Below are 15339 nucleotides of genomic sequence, written 5' to 3'. Positions count from 1 at the left end.
CCCCTCGTTCGAGGGGACGGTCCGACGCGGGACGCGCCGTGGCAAGCGCTCAGGGCTTGGCGGCGACCAGTTCGACCTCGATCAGCAGGTTGGGCGCCACCAGGCTGGCCACGCCCACCAGCGTGCTGGCCGGCGGCTTGGCGTCGCCGAAGAAGGCGGTCGCGGCCTTGCGATAGGCGGGCAGGGTGCTTTGCATGTCGACCAGGAAGCCGCGCAGCTGGACGACGTCCTTCGGCTCCAGACCCCTGGCCGCCAGGGCGGCGCGCAGATTGCGAAACACCGCCTCGGCCTGGGCGTCGGCGCCTTCGGGGGCCTTGCCGTCGGGGCCCTGGGCGGTCAGGCCCGAGACCAGGACGAGGCGAGCTCCCGCCGGCAGCTCCACCACGTTGGTGAAGCGCGGGCTGGTGAACAGGCCAGGCGGGTTGTCCCGCACGATCTCCTGGGCCTGGGCGGGTCCGGCGAGGGTCAAGACGGCCAAGCTCGCGGCGAGGATCTTCATGCGGCTTCCTTCCATGGCGAACGGGCTCTTGACGATGCGGCGCCCCGGCGCGACGCTCAACTCAACAACGATAACCTACGGGAGAAACCAATGGCCGACGGTGCTCTGCCGATTACATCCTTGAAGGGCAAGGTCAGCGAAGCCGAATGGCAGGCGCGCGTGGACCTGGCGGCCCTCTATCGCCTTGTCGCCCTGCACGGCTGGGACGACATGATCTTCACCCACATCTCGGCCCGCATCCCCGGTCCCGAACATCACTTCCTGATCAATCCGTACGGCATGTTCTTTGGCGAGATGACCGCCTCGTGCCTGGTCAAGGTCGATCTCGAAGGCAACGTGATCGACAAGACGCCGTACTTCATCAATCCGGCGGGCTTCACGATCCACTCGGCCATCCACGCCGCCCGCGAGGACGCCCACTTCGTCATGCACCTGCATACCGACCCGGGCGTGGCGGTCTCGGCCCATCGCGAAGGCCTGCTGCCGCTGACGCAACATTCACTGATTGTCTTGCCTCAGATCGCCTATCACGATTATGAAGGTATTGCGCTCAACTTGGACGAGCGGGAGCGGCTGGTGGCCGATCTCGGCGACAAGAAGCTGATGATGCTGCGCAACCACGGCACCCTGTCCGTGGGCGCCAGCGCGGCCGAGTGCTGGTTGGGGATGTTCTTCCTGGAGCGGGCGTGCACGCAGCAGGTGATGGCTCTGTCGATCGGACGCGACAACGTCCTGCTGGCGCCCGACGGGGCCCAGGAGGAGGTGCGCAAGCAGACCGGCATGGGCATGGGCATGATCGGCGGCCTGGCCTGGCCTGGCTGCCTGCGCAAGCTGGACCGCGAGTCGCCGGGCTACGCGGACTAGCCGCCGTTTTCGAGACTGGGAAGGCCGCCGTGATCCTGGCGATCGCGGCGGCCTTTTCGTGTCTGAGCCCCGGCGCGGCGCGCGCCGGGGCGTGGCCGATCGAACCGGGCCGCACCCAGGTGATCGCCAAGTACGAGGGCACGACCGCCGACCAGGGCTATGATCCCGACGCCGTGCTGGTCGACATCAGCCACCGGCGGGACGAGACCCTGTCGGTCTTCGTCGAGCGCGGCCTGACCCCGCGCCTGACCCTGCAGGCCAAGGCCGGCGTCACGCGCGGCCACGACCGCTGGGTCGACTATTCCGGACGGGGACCGCTCGAGCTTGGCCTGCGCTGGGCGGTCCGGCGCACCGAACGCTCATCGCTTGCCGTTTATCTAGGCGCCGGCGAAGCGGGCGCGGGCCGCAACGCCGGCTACGCCGCGCCGGGGCAGGGCAGTCTCGACCTCGAGGCGCGGGTCCTTTACGGCCGCTCGGGCGTCTGGCGCGGGCGCCAGGTCTATATCGACTTGCAGGCCGCGCGGCTGAAGCGTGAAGGCCTGGCGGACGAGACTCGGATCGACGCCACCCTGGGCGTCAGGCCCACGAAACGCTGGCTGCTGCTGGCCCAGACCTATGCCGGCCAGGCCGACCGCAGCCCGATCCGCTCGCGCTGGCTGAAGAGCGAAGTGTCCGTCGTCCGATCGTTCGGCGACTGGAGCATGCAGGGCGGCTGGCGCGACACCGTCTCGGGCCGCGAAACCGCCCGAGATCGTGGCGTCGTGCTCGCTTTGTGGCGCAGGCTCTAGCTTGTTTCAAAACTGCAATAGTCCGTCATCCGCCTGTCACTGGACGCCGCTTTAGGCTGCGGTCATATCTCGCCGCACTTGCAGCTTCGCCGGGGGCGTCCGGCGCCGGAGCGTTTCTTTGATCCGTAGGCACTTCTTCCTCGTGGTGGCCCTCGCCGCCGTTGTCCTGATGCTGGTGGTGGGCGGCTTGAAGCTGGCCTTCGCCAAGAAGGAAACCCAGGGCCCGGGCGGCGGCGGCCGGGCGACCAGCGTCTCGCAGATGGTGGTCGGCGAGCGTCCGTTCACCGACCGCATCGAGGTGCTGGGCGTGGCCAAGGGCCGTCAGTCGGTGACGATCACCTCCAACACCCCCGAACTGATCACCGCGGTCCACTTCACCGATGGCCAGGCCGTCTCGCGCGGCCAGGTGCTGGTCGAGCTGAAGGCCGACCAGGAGAACGCGGGAATTTCGGAGGCCAAGGCGCGCCTGTCCCAAGCCGAGCGCGACTACAACCGCTGGAAAACCCTGGCCGACAAGGGCATCGCCCCGCGCGCCACCGCCGAGCAATACCTGTCGGCCCTCGAGGTCGCGAAAGCCGCCGTCGGCACGGCCCAGGCCCAGAAGCTGGACCGGGTGCTCCGCGCCCCGTTCGCCGGCCGCGTTGGCATCTCGGACGTGGCGCCGGGCATGCTGATCGCCGCCGGCACCCCGATCGTCAGCTTGGACGACGTTTCGCTTATCCGCGTCGACTTCTCGGTGCCGGACCGCTACCTGGCCACCCTGCGTATCGGCCTGCCGATCGCCGCGCGGCCCGACGCCCTGCCGGGTGAGACCTTCCAGGGCCACATCGCCCAGATCGACACCCGCATCGACCCGGCGACCCGCGCCCTCAAGGCCCGCGCCGAGTTCCCCAACGCCGGCGGTCGCCTGAAGCCGGGCATGCTGGTCAAAGTGGCCATCGACCAAGGTGTACACACCGCCGTCGCCGTGCCCGAAGCGGCCGTACAGTTCGAAGGCAGCCAGGCCTCGGTCTTCCGCATCGCCAAGGGGCCCAAGGGCATGGTCGCCCGCCGCACCGACGTCGAGACCGGCATCACCGCCGACGGCTTCGTCGAGATCCGCACGGGCCTGAAGACGGGCGACAAGATCGTCGCCGACGGCCTCAACCGCATCCAGGACGGCGCCCCGATCGGCGGCGGCAAGGGCAAGCCGGGTGACAAGAAGGACGGCCCCGGCAAGGGCGGCAAGGACGGTTCTGGCCGGAAGGCCGGCTGATGCTGTCCGATCTCTCCGTCCGTCGTCCCGTCTTCGCCGCGGTCGCGGCGATCATCCTCTGCGTCATCGGCCTGGCGGCGTTCTCGTCGCTGCCGATCCGCGAGCTGCCCAGTGTCGATCCCCCCGTGGTCTCGGTCTCGACGACCTACCGCGGCGCCTCGGCCGAGGTCATCGAAGAGCGCATCACCCAGGTGATCGAGCGCCAGGTGGCCGGCATCCAGGGCATCGACCGCGTGAACAGCAGCAGCCGCGACGGCCGCTCGCAGATCACCATCACCTTCAACCTCGACCGCGACCTGGACGCGGCCGCCAACGACGTGCGCGACGCCGTCAGCCGGGTGACCGCCAACCTGCCCGACCAGGCCGACCCGCCGCAGATCGCCAAGGCCAACGCCGACGCCTCGCCGATCATCATCCTGAACCTGACCTCGACCACGCTGGATCCGCTGCAGCTGGCCGACTACGCCGACCGCTACCTGGTCGAGCGGATGTCGACGATCGACGGCGTGGCTCAAGCCAACCTGTTCGGGGCCAAGATCTACGCCATGCGGATCTGGCTGGACGCCAACGAGATGGCCGCGCGCGGCGTCTCGGTGGACGATGTCGAGAACGCTCTGAACGCCCAGAACCTGGAGCTGCCGGCCGGTTCGCTGGAGAGCACGGCCAAGGATTTCACGATCCGCGTGGCCCGCAGCTACGCCAAGCCCGAGGACTTCGCGCGTCTGCCGCTGCGGCCCGCCGACGCCAGCGGCTACGTGCTGCGCCTGGGCGATGTGGCCCGCATCGAGGAAGGCCCCGACGAGCGTCGCCGGCTGTTCCGCGGCAACGGCGTCGACCAGGTCGGCATCGGCCTGACCCGTCAGTCGCAGGCCAACGACGTGGCCATCTCCCAGGCCGTGCGCAAGGAAGTGGACGCGATCAACGAGAGCCTGCCGCCCGGCACCAAGATGGTCGTGGCCGTGGACAACTCGGTGTTCACCGCCGAGGCCATCCACGAGGTGTGGATCACCATGGGCATGTCGATCAGCCTCGTGGTGCTGGTCAATCTGATCTTCCTGGGCAGCTGGCGTTCGGCCCTGATCCCCTCGGTTGTCGCCCCGATCTGCATCCTGTCGACCTTCATCGTTCTGGCCCCGCTGGGCTTTTCGTTGAACCTGCTGACCCTGCTGGCCCTGGTGCTGGCCGTCGGCCTGGTGGTCGACGACGCCATCGTCGTGGTCGAGAACATCCAGCGTCGGGTGGACGAGGGCGAGCCGGCCCTGGTCGCCGCCGAGCGCGGCACCCGCCAGGTGTTCTTCGCCGTCGTCGCCACCACCATCGTGCTGATCTCGGTGTTCGCGCCGCTGATGTTCCTGCCCGGCTATATCGGCCGCCTGTTCGTCGAGCTGGCCGTGGCCATCGCCGCGGCCGTGGGCTTCTCGGCCCTGCTGGCCCTGTCGCTGTCGCCGATGATGGCGTCCAAGCTACTGAAGCCGGCGCATGGCGAGGGCTGGCTGGCCAGGCGCGTGAACAGGGCGATGGACGCCTTGAAGAACTCGTACCGCGCCTCGCTGGAAAGCATCCTGGGCGGCTGGTCGGCCGCGATCGCCGGCCTGATGGTGGTCGTCCTGGCGGCCTTCGCGGGCCTGCTGTTCGTCAGCCTGCCCAAGGAACTGGTGCCGCCGGAAGACCGCGGCCGGGTCGATGTGGCCATCAATGGGCCGGAAGGCGCGGGCTACGACTACATCCAGGGCATCGGCCTGAAGGTCGAGAAGATCGTCGATCGGTACCGCGACGAAGGCGTTGCTCAGCGCGTCCTGCTGACGATCCCGCGGTTCGGCGGCAACTCGTTCAACAGCGGCAGCAGCGTCATCGTGATGAAGCCCTGGGGCGAGCGCAAGAAGACCGCCGACGAGGTCGCCGCCGAGCTGAACAAGGATCTCTCGAAGATCACCAGCGTGCGGGCCATCGCCAGCGTGCGCGGGCCGTTCCAGCGCGGGGGCGGCGGCGGTGGGGGCGGCGGCACCAATGTCGACCTGATCGCCGTCGGCAACGACTATGTCCAGCTGGCCAACTGGCTGAAACCGATCCTGGCCGAGGCCCAGGACAATCCGGGCTTTTCGCGGCCGCGTCTCGACTACGAGCCGACCTCGCCGCGCCTGTCGGTGCAGATCGACAACGACAAGGCCGCGACCCTGGGCGTCTCGGCCCAGTCGATCGGCCGGGCCCTGGAAACCATGTTCGGGTCGCGCAAGGCCACGACCTACATCAAGAATGGCCAGGAATACGACGTCATCCTGCAGACCAACCTCGACCAGCGCCGCAGTGTCGAGGATCTGAACCGGCTGAACGTGCGCACCAGCTCCGGCGCGTTGGTGCCGCTATCGACGGTGGTGACGACCCAGCTGCGGGGCGACACGCCGGACCGCCCGCGTGTCGACCGCCTGCGCTCGGTGACCCTGACCACCCAGCTGAACCCCGGCTTCACCGTCGAGGACGCCGTGCGCTTCCTCAGGGACCAGGCCGACCAGCATCCGACGCCCGGCGTCAGCATCAAGTGGGGCGGCCAGGCCAAGGACTATCTGGAAGGCTCGGGCGGCATCGCCATCGCCTTCGGCCTGGCCTTGCTGCTGGTGTTCCTGGTGCTGGCGGCCCAGTTCGAGAGCTGGATCCACCCGGCCGTGATCATGCTGACCGTGCCGCTGGCGGCGCTGGGCGGCCTGTTCGGCCTGCTGATCATGGGCTCGACCATCAACACCTACAGCCAGATCGGGCTGATCATCCTGATCGGCATCGCCACCAAGAACGGCATCCTGATCGTCGAGTTCGCCAACCAGCTGCGCGACGAGGGCTTGACCGTGCGCGAGGCGGTGATCGAGGCGGCGGCCCTGCGCCTGCGCCCGATCATCATGACCTCGATCTCGGCCGCCATGGGCGCTCTGCCGCTGATGCTGTGGGCGGGGGCGGGGGCGGGCAGCCGCAAGACGATCGGCTCGGTGATCTTCACCGGCTCGATCTTCGCCACCCTGCTGACGCTATTCATCGTTCCGGTGTTCTACGACCTCTTGGCCCGCTTCACGAAGTCGCCGGAGTGGACGGCGCGCCAGATCGAGGAGTATGAAACCGGCGAAAAGAACGGTGAGGGGCAAACTTCACCGGCGTAGAGCGCGTTAGGCGAAAGTGTGAGCGGTTTCGCCGCCGAACGCGCTCCCATGTAAAGAACGAGCCTGTTTATCCGGTTCAGATATTCATCTGAACCGGACAGGCTCGGCCGGTGAGGAAGCATGGCCGATGGCTCCCTGACGGCGAGGCGGCAGGAAATAGCTCTGCTGCGCCGTCTCGAGGAACGGATTCTCTGGTTGGCGGCGTGGACCATCCACAACGCCAACCACCTCCGGGAAAGCCGTGACGGCCTGAAGGTCGGCGGCCACCAGGCGTCCAGCGCCTCGATGACCACCCTGATGACGGCGCTCTACATGAAGGCGCTGCGGCCGCAGGACCGGGTGGCGGTCAAGCCGCACGCCAGCCCCGTCTTCCACGCCATCCAGCATCTGTTCGGCCGCCAGAGCCTGGACAATCTGAAGCGCTTCCGAGCACTGGGCGGGGCCCAATCCTATCCCTCGCGGACAAAGGACGTGGACGACGTCGACTTCTCGACCGGCTCGGTGGGCCTGGGCGTGGCCATGACCGCCTTCGCCTCGCTGACCCAGGACTACCTGGCCGCGCGGGGCGCGGTGAAGCCCGAGCGCATGGGCCGGATGATCTCGCTGCTGGGCGACGCCGAGCTGGACGAGGGCAACATCTACGAGGCCCTGATCGAGGCCTGCAAGCACGACATCCGCAACACCTGGTGGATCGTCGACTACAATCGCCAGAGCCTGGACGCGACCACCCAGGACCGGATGTTCACCCGCTATGGCGAGATCTTCGAGGCCGCCGGCTGGACGGTGGAAACCCTCAAGTGGTCCAAGCGCCAGCGCGAGGCCTTCGCCAAGCCGGGCGGCGAAAGGCTGCGGGAATGGATCGAGACCGCGCCCAACGACCTTTTCTCGGCCCTGACCTATCAGGGCGGAGCGGCGTGGCGCGAGCGGCTGTCCGCCGATCTGGAGGGCAGTCCCGACACCTTGGCCCTGATCAAGGGCTACAAGGACGTCGACCTAGCCGAGCTGATGACCGAGCTGGGCGGCCACTGCCTGGAGACGCTGCTGGAGGCGTTCGAGAAGGCGGGGCAGGACGACCGGCCGCGCTTCTTCATAGCCTACACCGTCAAGGGCCTGCGCCTGCCGTTCCAGGGCCACAAGGACAACCACGCGGGCCTGATGACCCCGGCCCAGATCGCCGAGCTGCGCGAGCGCCTGGGCGTGGTCGAGGGCGAGGAGTGGGACCCGCTGTCGGGCCTGTCAGCCGCCGAGCGCACGGCGCTGAAGGGCCTGATCGCTCGCGCCCCGTTCGCCGCCGAGGTCGAGCGCCAGCACGTCGCCCCGACGATCGCGACGCCGACCGCCGACGAGTTCTTGGTCGCCGTGACCGGCGGCAAGAACGATAGCGAGCAGTCGACCCAGGCCGCGTTCGGCAAGGTGATGTTCGAGATCGCCGCCCGCAAGGACGAGTTCGGCGGCCGGGTGGTCACCACCTCGCCGGACGTCACGGTCTCGACCAATCTGGGCGGCTTCGTGAACCGGCGGGGCGTGTTCCAGCGCCGCGCCCACGAGGACGTCTTCAAGCGCCGCCGCATCCCCTCGGCCCAGGTCTGGTCCAAGGCCGAGACCGGCCAGCACGTCGAACTGGGCATCGCCGAGAACAACCTGTTCATCGCCCTGGCCGCCCTGGGCCTGACCGCGCCGCTGTTCGGCGAGCGTCTGTTCCCGGTCGGCACCCTCTACGACCCGTTCATCGCTCGAGGCCTCGATGCGCTGAACTACGCCTGCTACCAGGACGCCCGCTTCCTGCTGGTCGCCACGCCCTCGGGCCTGACGCTGGCCCCCGAAGGCGGCGCGCACCAGTCGATCAACGCCGCCGTCATCGGCATGGCCCAGCCGGGCCTGGACACCTACGAGCCTGCCTTCGCCGACGAGACTGCGGTGCTGATGGCCCACGCCTTCGAGCGCATCCAGGCCAAGGACGGCGCCTCGACCTATCTGCGCCTGTCGACCCGCGTGATCGCCCAGCCCGAGCGAACGGACGACGCCTGGCGCCAGGGCGTGGTCGAGGGCGGTTATTGGCTGAAGGCTCCCGCGCCCGGCGCGCGTCTGGCGCTTGTCTATAGCGGCGCCTTGGCCCCCGAGGCCCTGGCGGCGTTCGAGGCCTTGGTCGAGGACATGCCCGAGGCGGGTCTCCTGGCCGTAACCTCGGCCGACGTGCTGCACCGGGACTGGACCGCCGCCGGCCGCGCGCGCTGGACGGGGGAGGGCGCCCAGGGCGTTCCAAGGGCCTCCACGATCGAAACCCTGCTGGCCCCGCTTGACCGAGACGCCGGCCTCGTGACGCTGACCGACGGCGCGCCGCTGGCGCTGTCGTGGCTGGGCTCGGTGCGCGGCCAGCGGGTGCGGGCCCTGGGCCTGGAGGCGTTCGGCCAGTCGGGCGACCTGCCGGACCTCTACGGCAAGTACCGTCTGGACGCCGAAGCGGTTCTGGACGCCTGCGCGGATCTGCTGGTTTAGGCCAAAAACCTGTCATCCCGGACAAGCGCACAGCGCGCCGATCCGGGACCGCCGGAAGCGCCGAGCTTGTGGCGGTCCCGGCTCTCCGCTCCGCTGCGGCCGGGATGACGAGAGAAAGGTTGCTTTGAGCTAAGCCGCTCAGAACCCGCCCACGATCGTCATGCCGCTCAGCAGCCCGTCGCGGAAGTGATAGGTCAGCGTCGCTCGGGTGTCGCTCCAGACATGGCCATCCGAGCTCTCGACCGAATACTGGGCCTCGACGGTCAAGGTGTCGTCGGTTTCCGCGACGACCCGGATCAGCTGGATGTTCGGCAGGATGGTCGCGAGAATGCGGGCGAAATGGCCGATGACGGCTTCTCGGCCGATCAGTGGCGGGCCGTCCTCCAGGGTGTTGGGCCACACCGCCTCGGCATGGATCAACGGCCGGATGCGCGCCAGGTCCCGCGCGTTGAAGGCGTCGTAGGCCTTGATCAGCATGGCTTGCGGCGCGCTCATGGCGAGCGACCGTGGTCGTCGACGTCCTGCTCGGCGAGCAGCCCGTGCTCGAGGCGATAGCGGACGGTGATCTCGCCGTCCTGCCATAGCCCGCCGCCAAGGCCTCGGGTCACCACGTGCATTCGCGCCTTCACCCGGCCATCGGGCTCGAGCGCATGATCGATCAGCGAGATCTCGAGCCGGACGGCTTCGAACAGGCGGATGAAGTGGCCGCGGACGGCCTCGAGGCCTTCGACCTCACCGCCGTCCAGACTGTCGTCAAAGCGGGCGCTCGGCGCGTAGCAGGCCACGACGGCGTCGAGGTCGCGGGCGTTGAGCGCGCGGTGCAGCCGGCGGAGCAGCGCTTCGACCGTGTCGAAGCCCTCGTAAGGCTGCGCGATCCGATCCTCGTCGGGCGTCATGGGCCTGGATCCGGGTCTCCCGTGGAAACCACATCCATGCGCCAGAACAGGCCGTTGCGAAGCGTGTAACAATGCCGCACGCACATGTCCGACCACAGCTGGCCGGAGCGGTTCCAGACCACCTGGTTGGCGTCGACCACGATGCGGTCGTCGTCGTCCATGTGAACCTCGACCGGCGTGGTCTCCACCCGGATCGAGGCGTCGTTATAGGCCCAGTAATCGCGCACCGCCTCGGGGCTGGTCAGCATCCCGCCGCGCGTCAGGTCCGGCCATTCCAGCTGGGGAGAGACCAGGGCGCGGAACGCCTCGAAGTCGCGCCGCTGGGTGGCGTCGTAGAGGCGCTGGACCAGCGCCTCGATCTGGGGCGGGGCCGGGCGCACGGCGACCTACGGGGCCGGCTTGTAGCCCGTCTCCACCTTCAGATAGGCGATCAGGTCGACGCGGTCCTTCGGATCGCGCAGGCCGGCGAAGGTCATCTTGGTGCCCGGCATGAATTCGCGCGGGCTGGCCAGCCACTTGTCCAGGTGCTCGGCGTCCCAGGTGAAGCCGGCGGCCTTCACGGCGTCGGAATAGGCGTAGCCAGCCTTGGACCCTGCCTTGCGGCCGAACACGCCGTGAAGGTTCGGCCCCGTCAGGTCCGGGCCGCCCTCGGTGATGGTGTGGCACGAGCGGCAGAGGGCGAACTTGCTCTGGCCGTTCGAGAGGTCGCCGGTGTTGTATGGAGCGGGCAGGGCGGCCAGGGCGGCGGCCTTGTCGGCGTCGGTGGGGGCGGCCGCGGCGGGGGCGTCGGCCGGGGGCGAAGCGTCGCCGGAGCCGCCGCCGTCCTTCGAACAGGCCGAAACGACAAGGCAGAGGGCGGCCACGGCGGCCAGGTTCAACGTGCGCATGGTGGTCCCCGACTGACGTTTCGCCGCACGGTCTGCGACCGCGCGACGCATTCCAAACCCTTATAAAATCAGGGTCCCCCGCTTGTCACGGAACAATGTTCCTTAAGAGAGGTCGAAGCGGGGCCCTGCGACAATCGTCGGTATCTACGTGATTCTTCTCGTGAAAAGTGAAATCGCAAACCGTGGGTCTGCACATAAACATTTGACGGTTGTTAACCATAAATCTTACCCATTTCTCACGGAGCGGGCTGGCTCCGGTTTGGGCTGGGAAACAAGATCATGGACTGGAGCGAAGAACGCACCGCGACGCTGAAGAAGCTGTGGCTCGAGGGCCTCAGCGCCAGCCAGGTGGCGCGTCACCTGGGCGGCGTCAGCCGTAGCGCGGTGATCGGCAAGGTGCACCGTCTGGGCATCACCGTCCGCGAGACTCCCGTCCGTCAGCGCATCACCACCGCCCGCGCCCCGACGCGGATCCAGGCTCGTCAGCGGCCGACCCGCGAAACCACCGCCGCCCCGCACGTCGCCCCGCGCTTCGAGCGCATCGAGGAGGGCCTGCTGCCGACCTCGGGCATCCTGGGCCTGGGCGCCCACTCGTGCCGCTGGCCGATCGGCCATCCCGAGAACGACGACTTCGGCTTCTGCGGTCGTCCCAAGACCAATGCTCGCGGATCGTATTGCGAGCAGCACAGCCAGGGCGCCTTCCGCCGCCTCGGCTCCAGCAAGGCCGTCGAGGCCTGGGCGCTCAAGGGCCTGAAGGAACGCGTCCAGCCTAGCCTGGCCTGAACGCCGTCCAAGCCTTCCATCGACATTCCCTCATCCTCGAGATCACCGAGCCGAAACCCATGAACATGGTCCTGATCGAGAACGCCGCCGGCAGCAGCCAAGTGATCACCATCATCGAGGAGTTCGCCGGCCACTCGGTGTCGCGCGATCTCAACCCCGGCGACCACGCCCGCATCCCGGTCACCCAGTTCAAGTCGATCACCGTGCGCGAGACCTATCCGGATGACTGGTTGACCCGCGCCCGCACCCGCAACCGCGCTTCCGCCGACGCTTGAAGGTCGCCCCATACGGGTCAAATTCCCGCATAAATTGAAAGAGATGACCCCGCGAAGCCTTTCGCGGGGTTTTTCGTTTCCAGAGCCGACACCGCAGATTGCGTGGTCGTTAGCCTTGTGACACACAGATCGCCGTTTTGTGGGGGCGGAACAAATTATGCGTGAGGGGGACAAGCGCGAAGGGGGCAGGCGCGCTGACGTGGTCGACGACCACGCGCTGCCATTGCCGAGCTATCTCAGTTACCTGCTGTACCAGACCGAGCAGCATCGCCGCGCCGTGGCGGCGGACCTGCTGGCCCAGCACGGCCTGACCTTCGCCAAGTGGGTGGCGATGATCTCGCTGCGCCGGTTCGGCGACCTGTCGATGACCCGGCTAGCCAAGCTGGCGGCCACCGACCGCACGACGCTGACGCGTTCGGTCGACAGCCTGATCGCCGACGGCCTGGTGGCGCGCGAGGCCTCGGCCAGCGACCGCCGCATCGTCGTCGTCTGCCTGACCGACACCGGCCGCATCCTGTTGGAGAAGATCCGCGCCGAGATCCGGCCGCTGAACCGCGAGATATGCTCGAACCTGACCACGGAAGAGCAGGCGGCCATGACCCTGTACCTGCAGAAGATGCTGGCGGGCCTGATCGTCGAACCGGACTGGAAGCAGGACGTCATCGCGTTCTCGACGCCGGCGCCGCCGGAGACGGCCTAGATCTCGAAACGCCCCCACCGTCTCGTCGCCTATCGGCGCCGATCCACCTCCCCGCTACGCAGGGGAGGAAGGTTTCCTCCTCACCCGTGAAACGGGGGAGGTGGCGCGATGCGGATACGCAGCGCGACGGAGGGGGCGTTCAGAGCCTAGTCGTCGCCGCGAGGCTTCCCACGCATCGACTTCACGGTCGCGCGCTTGGTCTTGCCCTCCAGCCGCTTCAGCTTGCTGGAATAGGTCGGCTTGGTCGCCTTGCGGGGCTTGGGCTTCTCGGTGGCGCGGCGGATCAGCTCGACCAGGCGCTCCAAGGCGTCCTGGCGGTTCATCTCCTGCGAGCGGGAGCCTTGCGAGAACAGGATCAGCACGCCGTCCAAGGTCAGGCGGCTGCCGGCCAGGGTCTCCAGCCGCGCCTTGACGTCCTCGGGCAGGGCGGGGGAGTTGCGGACGTCGAAGCGCAGCTCGATCGCCGTCGAGGTCTTGTTGACGTGCTGGCCGCCGGGCCCCGAGGCGCGCGTGGCCTTCCAGACCAGCTCGTCCTCGTCGATCCGCAGCCAGGAGGTGATCTCGATCATCGCTGAACCCGCCTGGCCTTGACCACCAGCTGGTCCAGCGCCTGCAAGAAGCGCGAGCGGTCGGCGTTGGCGAAGGCGGCGGGGCCCTTGGTGACCTCGCCCATCGAGCGCAGGTGCTCGCCGATCGAGCGCGAGGCCAGGGCCGAGCCGATCATGTCGGCCGAGAACACCCGGCCGTTCGGGGCCAAGGCCGCGCCGCCGGCCTTCAGGACCCGGTCGGCCAGGGGGATGTCGTTGGTCACCACCACGTCGCCGGGACCGCAGCGCTCGGCGATCCAGTCGTCGGCGATGTCGGGGCCCGCATCGACCACCACCTGCTCGATCACGGGCGTCAGCGGCACGCGGATCCAGCTGTTGGACACCACGAAGGTCTTGAAGCCATGGCGGGCGGCGACCTTGTAGCACTCGTCCTTCACGGGACAGGCGTCGGCGTCGATGAAGAGGGTGGCGGCCATCGCCCTAATCTCTGAAAAACGGGACCTGAGCGAACGTTCGGGAAATGGTGCCGGCTGCAGGAATCGAACCCGCGACCTTCGGTTTACAAAACCGCTGCACTACCGCTGTGCTAAGCCGGCTTGCCCGGCGATCGCCGGACGGGCGTCTTCCTTAGCGAGGCGAGGGGACGTGGGCAATGGCCTCGGAGGCTGACGCCTTGCGCTCGTCCCGGGCGCTCGCTATCTCGGTCGCGCAACCGGGGGTGGTTTGAAGTGCGCAAGCGTACATGGGCGGCGGTCATTGTCGCCGGGATAGCGGGCCTGGCCGCCGGCCTGTACGGTTGGAAGGCCTACCAAGCCGACTGGGCGCGCCGTAACCCCGAGGCGGCGCGGATCGCCCGCTACGAGCGGATCTTCGACGTCGCCTGGAAGACGGTCGACGAAAAGTACTACGACCCGAAGTTCGACCATGAACGTTGGCGCAAGATCCGCGACGTCTACCGGCCACGGGTCAAGGCGCAGACCTTCGAGATCGCGTTGTACGTCAATGTGCTGCACAACATGCTGCAGCAGGCGGGAACGTCGCACGTGGYGGTGCTGCCGCCGCCGACCCCGTTGATGACATCCAATAACGGCCAAGTCGCGACGGCGCCGCGGCCGAAGAACGAGGGCTGCCCGGACGCGGCCAATAGAAGCGATTTCGGCTTCAACTTCACCGAGGTGCGTCGTCGGGGCGGGTCGGTCACGCTGGTGGACGCCGTGCGGCGCGGAAGCCCGGCCGAGCGGCTCGGGATCGCGCCGGGCGACCGCCTCCAGAACTTCGCCACGACCAATCCACGCGACGGCTGCCCGCACGCCACCGTGATCTTGAGCCGGGGTGGCTCGTCCCACCAGGTCGAGTTCGACCTGGAGCGGGGCGGAAGGTCCGATCCGCGAGCCCGCGCCGACCTTCCCAGCGGCGTTCGCGTGCTGCGGTTCGACGCGTTCGACAAGGCGTCGGTCGCTTGGCTGGCGCGCAACCTCGCCGACCCGTCCCCGCGCGGCATGATCCTGGATCTGCGGAGCAATAGCGGTGGCCTGGTGACGGCGCAGGTCGAGATCTCCAGTTATTTCCTGGAACCTGGAACGAGCCTGGGCCGCTCGGTCGCGCGTCACAAGACCCGCTCCTCCGTCACGCGCCAGTCCTCGATGCGATATGACGGACCGCTGGTGGTGTTGATCGGTCCGTCAAGCGCCAGCGCCGCCGAGATCACGGCCTACGCCCTGCGATACCACCGCCGGGCCCGCCTGATCGGCGCCGAGACCGCCGGCGCGGTGCTGGCCGCCCGAAGCTATCCACTGCCGGGCGGAGGCTTCGTCGACGTCGCCGTGGCCGACTACCTCACGCCCGATGGCCGCCGTCTCGAAGGCGTCGGCGTCAAACCTGATCTGCCGATCGCCCAGACCCTGGAGGCCGTCCGCGCCGGCCGCGACCTGCCACTGGAGGCGGCCGAGCGGACGCTGCTGGAGGGGCGTTGGCGACCGTAAGCTCGTCGGAGCGCGGGTGTTGAACCCCTCTCTCTTTGAGAGAGGGAGGGGCCCGCGCCGTAGGCGTGGGAGGGTGAGAGGTTAGGCGAAGCCGGTGGGTGATTTCGCGCATCTCACTGAGTTTTCAGGATTTATCGGTGAGCGGTGTAACCACTCACCCTCCCATGCTGCGCATGGGCCCCTCCCTCTCTCTCAGAGAGAGGGGTGATGCGAACCACGAGCG

Annotated in this window: 16 protein-coding genes and 1 tRNA gene; 9 read left to right on the top strand and 8 right to left on the bottom strand. The window is 68.2% G+C overall.

The annotated features are described in order from the left end of the window. Positions 1-49: 49 nt before the first annotated feature. Positions 50-499, bottom strand: coding sequence for a RidA family protein (locus AC1DSO_RS04155; RefSeq protein ID WP_477067645.1), 450 nt, complete (start codon positions 497-499; stop codon positions 50-52). 90 nt (positions 500-589) lie between these two features. On the opposite strand from AC1DSO_RS04155, the gene AC1DSO_RS04150 reads away from it, so the two are divergent. From AC1DSO_RS04150 to AC1DSO_RS04130, 5 genes are all read left to right on the top strand, one after another. After that, complete coding sequence (locus AC1DSO_RS04150; RefSeq protein WP_477067644.1) at positions 590-1363, top strand: class II aldolase/adducin family protein; 774 nt, start codon at positions 590-592, stop codon at positions 1361-1363. 41 nt (positions 1364-1404) lie between these two features. Continuing rightward, positions 1405-2151, top strand: coding sequence for a hypothetical protein (locus tag AC1DSO_RS04145; protein WP_477067717.1), 747 nt, complete (start codon positions 1405-1407; stop codon positions 2149-2151). Positions 2152-2269: 118 nt separating this feature from the next. Next, complete coding sequence (locus AC1DSO_RS04140; protein WP_477067643.1) at positions 2270-3406, top strand: efflux RND transporter periplasmic adaptor subunit; 1137 nt, start codon at positions 2270-2272, stop codon at positions 3404-3406. Further along, on the top strand, positions 3406-6549 hold the full coding sequence (locus AC1DSO_RS04135; RefSeq protein ID WP_477067642.1) for an efflux RND transporter permease subunit: 3144 nt from the start codon (positions 3406-3408) through the stop codon (positions 6547-6549). The genes AC1DSO_RS04140 and AC1DSO_RS04135 overlap by 1 nt, the downstream gene beginning before the upstream one ends. 120 nt (positions 6550-6669) lie before the next feature. After that, entirely contained in the window at positions 6670-9045 is a 2376-nt protein-coding gene (locus tag AC1DSO_RS04130; protein ID WP_477067641.1) for a transketolase, read from the top strand. Positions 9046-9183: 138 nt separating this feature from the next. Here the strand turns inward: AC1DSO_RS04130 and AC1DSO_RS04125 are convergent, their stop codons facing one another. The 4 genes from AC1DSO_RS04125 to AC1DSO_RS04110 are packed head-to-tail and all read right to left on the bottom strand — an operon-like array spanning position 9184 to position 10828. After that, positions 9184-9540 carry a nuclear transport factor 2 family protein gene (locus AC1DSO_RS04125; RefSeq protein WP_477067640.1) on the bottom strand — a complete coding sequence of 119 codons (357 nt, stop codon included), beginning with the start codon at positions 9538-9540 and terminating at the stop codon, positions 9184-9186. Beyond that, positions 9537-9941: a nuclear transport factor 2 family protein gene (locus AC1DSO_RS04120; RefSeq protein ID WP_477067639.1), complete on the bottom strand. Its 405-nt coding sequence runs from the start codon at positions 9939-9941 to the stop codon at positions 9537-9539. The genes AC1DSO_RS04125 and AC1DSO_RS04120 overlap by 4 nt, the downstream gene beginning before the upstream one ends. Then, on the bottom strand, positions 9938-10321 hold the full coding sequence (locus AC1DSO_RS04115) for a nuclear transport factor 2 family protein (protein ID WP_477067638.1): 384 nt from the start codon (positions 10319-10321) through the stop codon (positions 9938-9940). The genes AC1DSO_RS04120 and AC1DSO_RS04115 overlap by 4 nt, the downstream gene beginning before the upstream one ends. A 6-nt stretch (positions 10322-10327) precedes the next feature. Next, positions 10328-10828 (bottom strand): c-type cytochrome, encoded by a 501-nt coding sequence (locus AC1DSO_RS04110; protein ID WP_477067637.1) that lies wholly within the window; start codon positions 10826-10828, stop codon positions 10328-10330. A gap of 279 nt (positions 10829-11107) precedes the next feature. Here AC1DSO_RS04110 and AC1DSO_RS04105 point away from each other — a divergent pair, with 279 nt between their 5' ends. From AC1DSO_RS04105 to AC1DSO_RS04095, 3 genes are all read left to right on the top strand, one after another. Continuing rightward, positions 11108-11611 (top strand): GcrA family cell cycle regulator, encoded by a 504-nt coding sequence (locus AC1DSO_RS04105; RefSeq protein ID WP_477067636.1) that lies wholly within the window; start codon positions 11108-11110, stop codon positions 11609-11611. A 59-nt stretch (positions 11612-11670) separates the two neighbouring features. Then, positions 11671-11886, top strand: coding sequence for a hypothetical protein (locus AC1DSO_RS04100; protein WP_047413405.1), 216 nt, complete (start codon positions 11671-11673; stop codon positions 11884-11886). A 157-nt stretch (positions 11887-12043) separates the two neighbouring features. Continuing rightward, complete coding sequence (locus tag AC1DSO_RS04095) at positions 12044-12586, top strand: MarR family winged helix-turn-helix transcriptional regulator (RefSeq protein ID WP_477067635.1); 543 nt, start codon at positions 12044-12046, stop codon at positions 12584-12586. 146 nt (positions 12587-12732) lie between these two features. Here AC1DSO_RS04095 and arfB read toward each other — a convergent pair whose 3' ends face one another. From arfB to AC1DSO_RS04080, 3 genes are all read right to left on the bottom strand, one after another. Further along, positions 12733-13155: an alternative ribosome rescue aminoacyl-tRNA hydrolase ArfB gene (arfB, locus tag AC1DSO_RS04090; RefSeq protein WP_477067634.1), complete on the bottom strand. Its 423-nt coding sequence runs from the start codon at positions 13153-13155 to the stop codon at positions 12733-12735. Next, positions 13152-13610, bottom strand: coding sequence for a YaiI/YqxD family protein (locus AC1DSO_RS04085; protein ID WP_477067633.1), 459 nt, complete (start codon positions 13608-13610; stop codon positions 13152-13154). Before AC1DSO_RS04085 ends, arfB begins: the two co-directional genes overlap by 4 nt. A gap of 45 nt (positions 13611-13655) precedes the next feature. Then, positions 13656-13730, bottom strand: a tRNA-Thr gene (locus tag AC1DSO_RS04080). A gap of 132 nt (positions 13731-13862) precedes the next feature. On the opposite strand from AC1DSO_RS04080, the gene AC1DSO_RS04075 reads away from it, so the two are divergent. Continuing rightward, positions 13863-15116, top strand: coding sequence for a S41 family peptidase (locus AC1DSO_RS04075; RefSeq protein WP_477067632.1), 1254 nt, complete (start codon positions 13863-13865; stop codon positions 15114-15116). The last annotated feature ends 223 nt before the right edge of the window (positions 15117-15339 follow it).

This window comes from Caulobacter sp. P4_E5 (assembly GCF_056401555.1).
Note: the sequence above shows the minus strand (reverse complement) of the source record. Positions and strands in the feature narration are given on the sequence as shown.

What these genes read in the sequence shown, in the direction of transcription:
- AC1DSO_RS04155 (WP_477067645.1), bottom strand. Translation starts at nt 499, where the DNA reads ATGAAGATCCTCGCCGCGAGCTTGGCCGTCTTGACCCTCGCCGGACCC.
- AC1DSO_RS04150 (WP_477067644.1), top strand. Translation starts at nt 590, where the DNA reads ATGGCCGACGGTGCTCTGCCGATTACATCCTTGAAGGGCAAGGTCAGC.
- AC1DSO_RS04135 (WP_477067642.1), top strand. Translation starts at nt 3,406, where the DNA reads ATGCTGTCCGATCTCTCCGTCCGTCGTCCCGTCTTCGCCGCGGTCGCG.
- AC1DSO_RS04130 (WP_477067641.1), top strand. Translation starts at nt 6,670, where the DNA reads ATGGCCGATGGCTCCCTGACGGCGAGGCGGCAGGAAATAGCTCTGCTG.
- AC1DSO_RS04125 (WP_477067640.1), bottom strand. Translation starts at nt 9,540, where the DNA reads ATGAGCGCGCCGCAAGCCATGCTGATCAAGGCCTACGACGCCTTCAAC.
- AC1DSO_RS04120 (WP_477067639.1), bottom strand. Translation starts at nt 9,941, where the DNA reads ATGACGCCCGACGAGGATCGGATCGCGCAGCCTTACGAGGGCTTCGAC.
- AC1DSO_RS04110 (WP_477067637.1), bottom strand. Translation starts at nt 10,828, where the DNA reads ATGCGCACGTTGAACCTGGCCGCCGTGGCCGCCCTCTGCCTTGTCGTT.
- AC1DSO_RS04105 (WP_477067636.1), top strand. Translation starts at nt 11,108, where the DNA reads ATGGACTGGAGCGAAGAACGCACCGCGACGCTGAAGAAGCTGTGGCTC.
- AC1DSO_RS04100 (WP_047413405.1), top strand. Translation starts at nt 11,671, where the DNA reads ATGAACATGGTCCTGATCGAGAACGCCGCCGGCAGCAGCCAAGTGATC.
- AC1DSO_RS04095 (WP_477067635.1), top strand. Translation starts at nt 12,044, where the DNA reads ATGCGTGAGGGGGACAAGCGCGAAGGGGGCAGGCGCGCTGACGTGGTC.
- arfB (WP_477067634.1), bottom strand. Translation starts at nt 13,155, where the DNA reads ATGATCGAGATCACCTCCTGGCTGCGGATCGACGAGGACGAGCTGGTC.
- AC1DSO_RS04085 (WP_477067633.1), bottom strand. Translation starts at nt 13,610, where the DNA reads ATGGCCGCCACCCTCTTCATCGACGCCGACGCCTGTCCCGTGAAGGAC.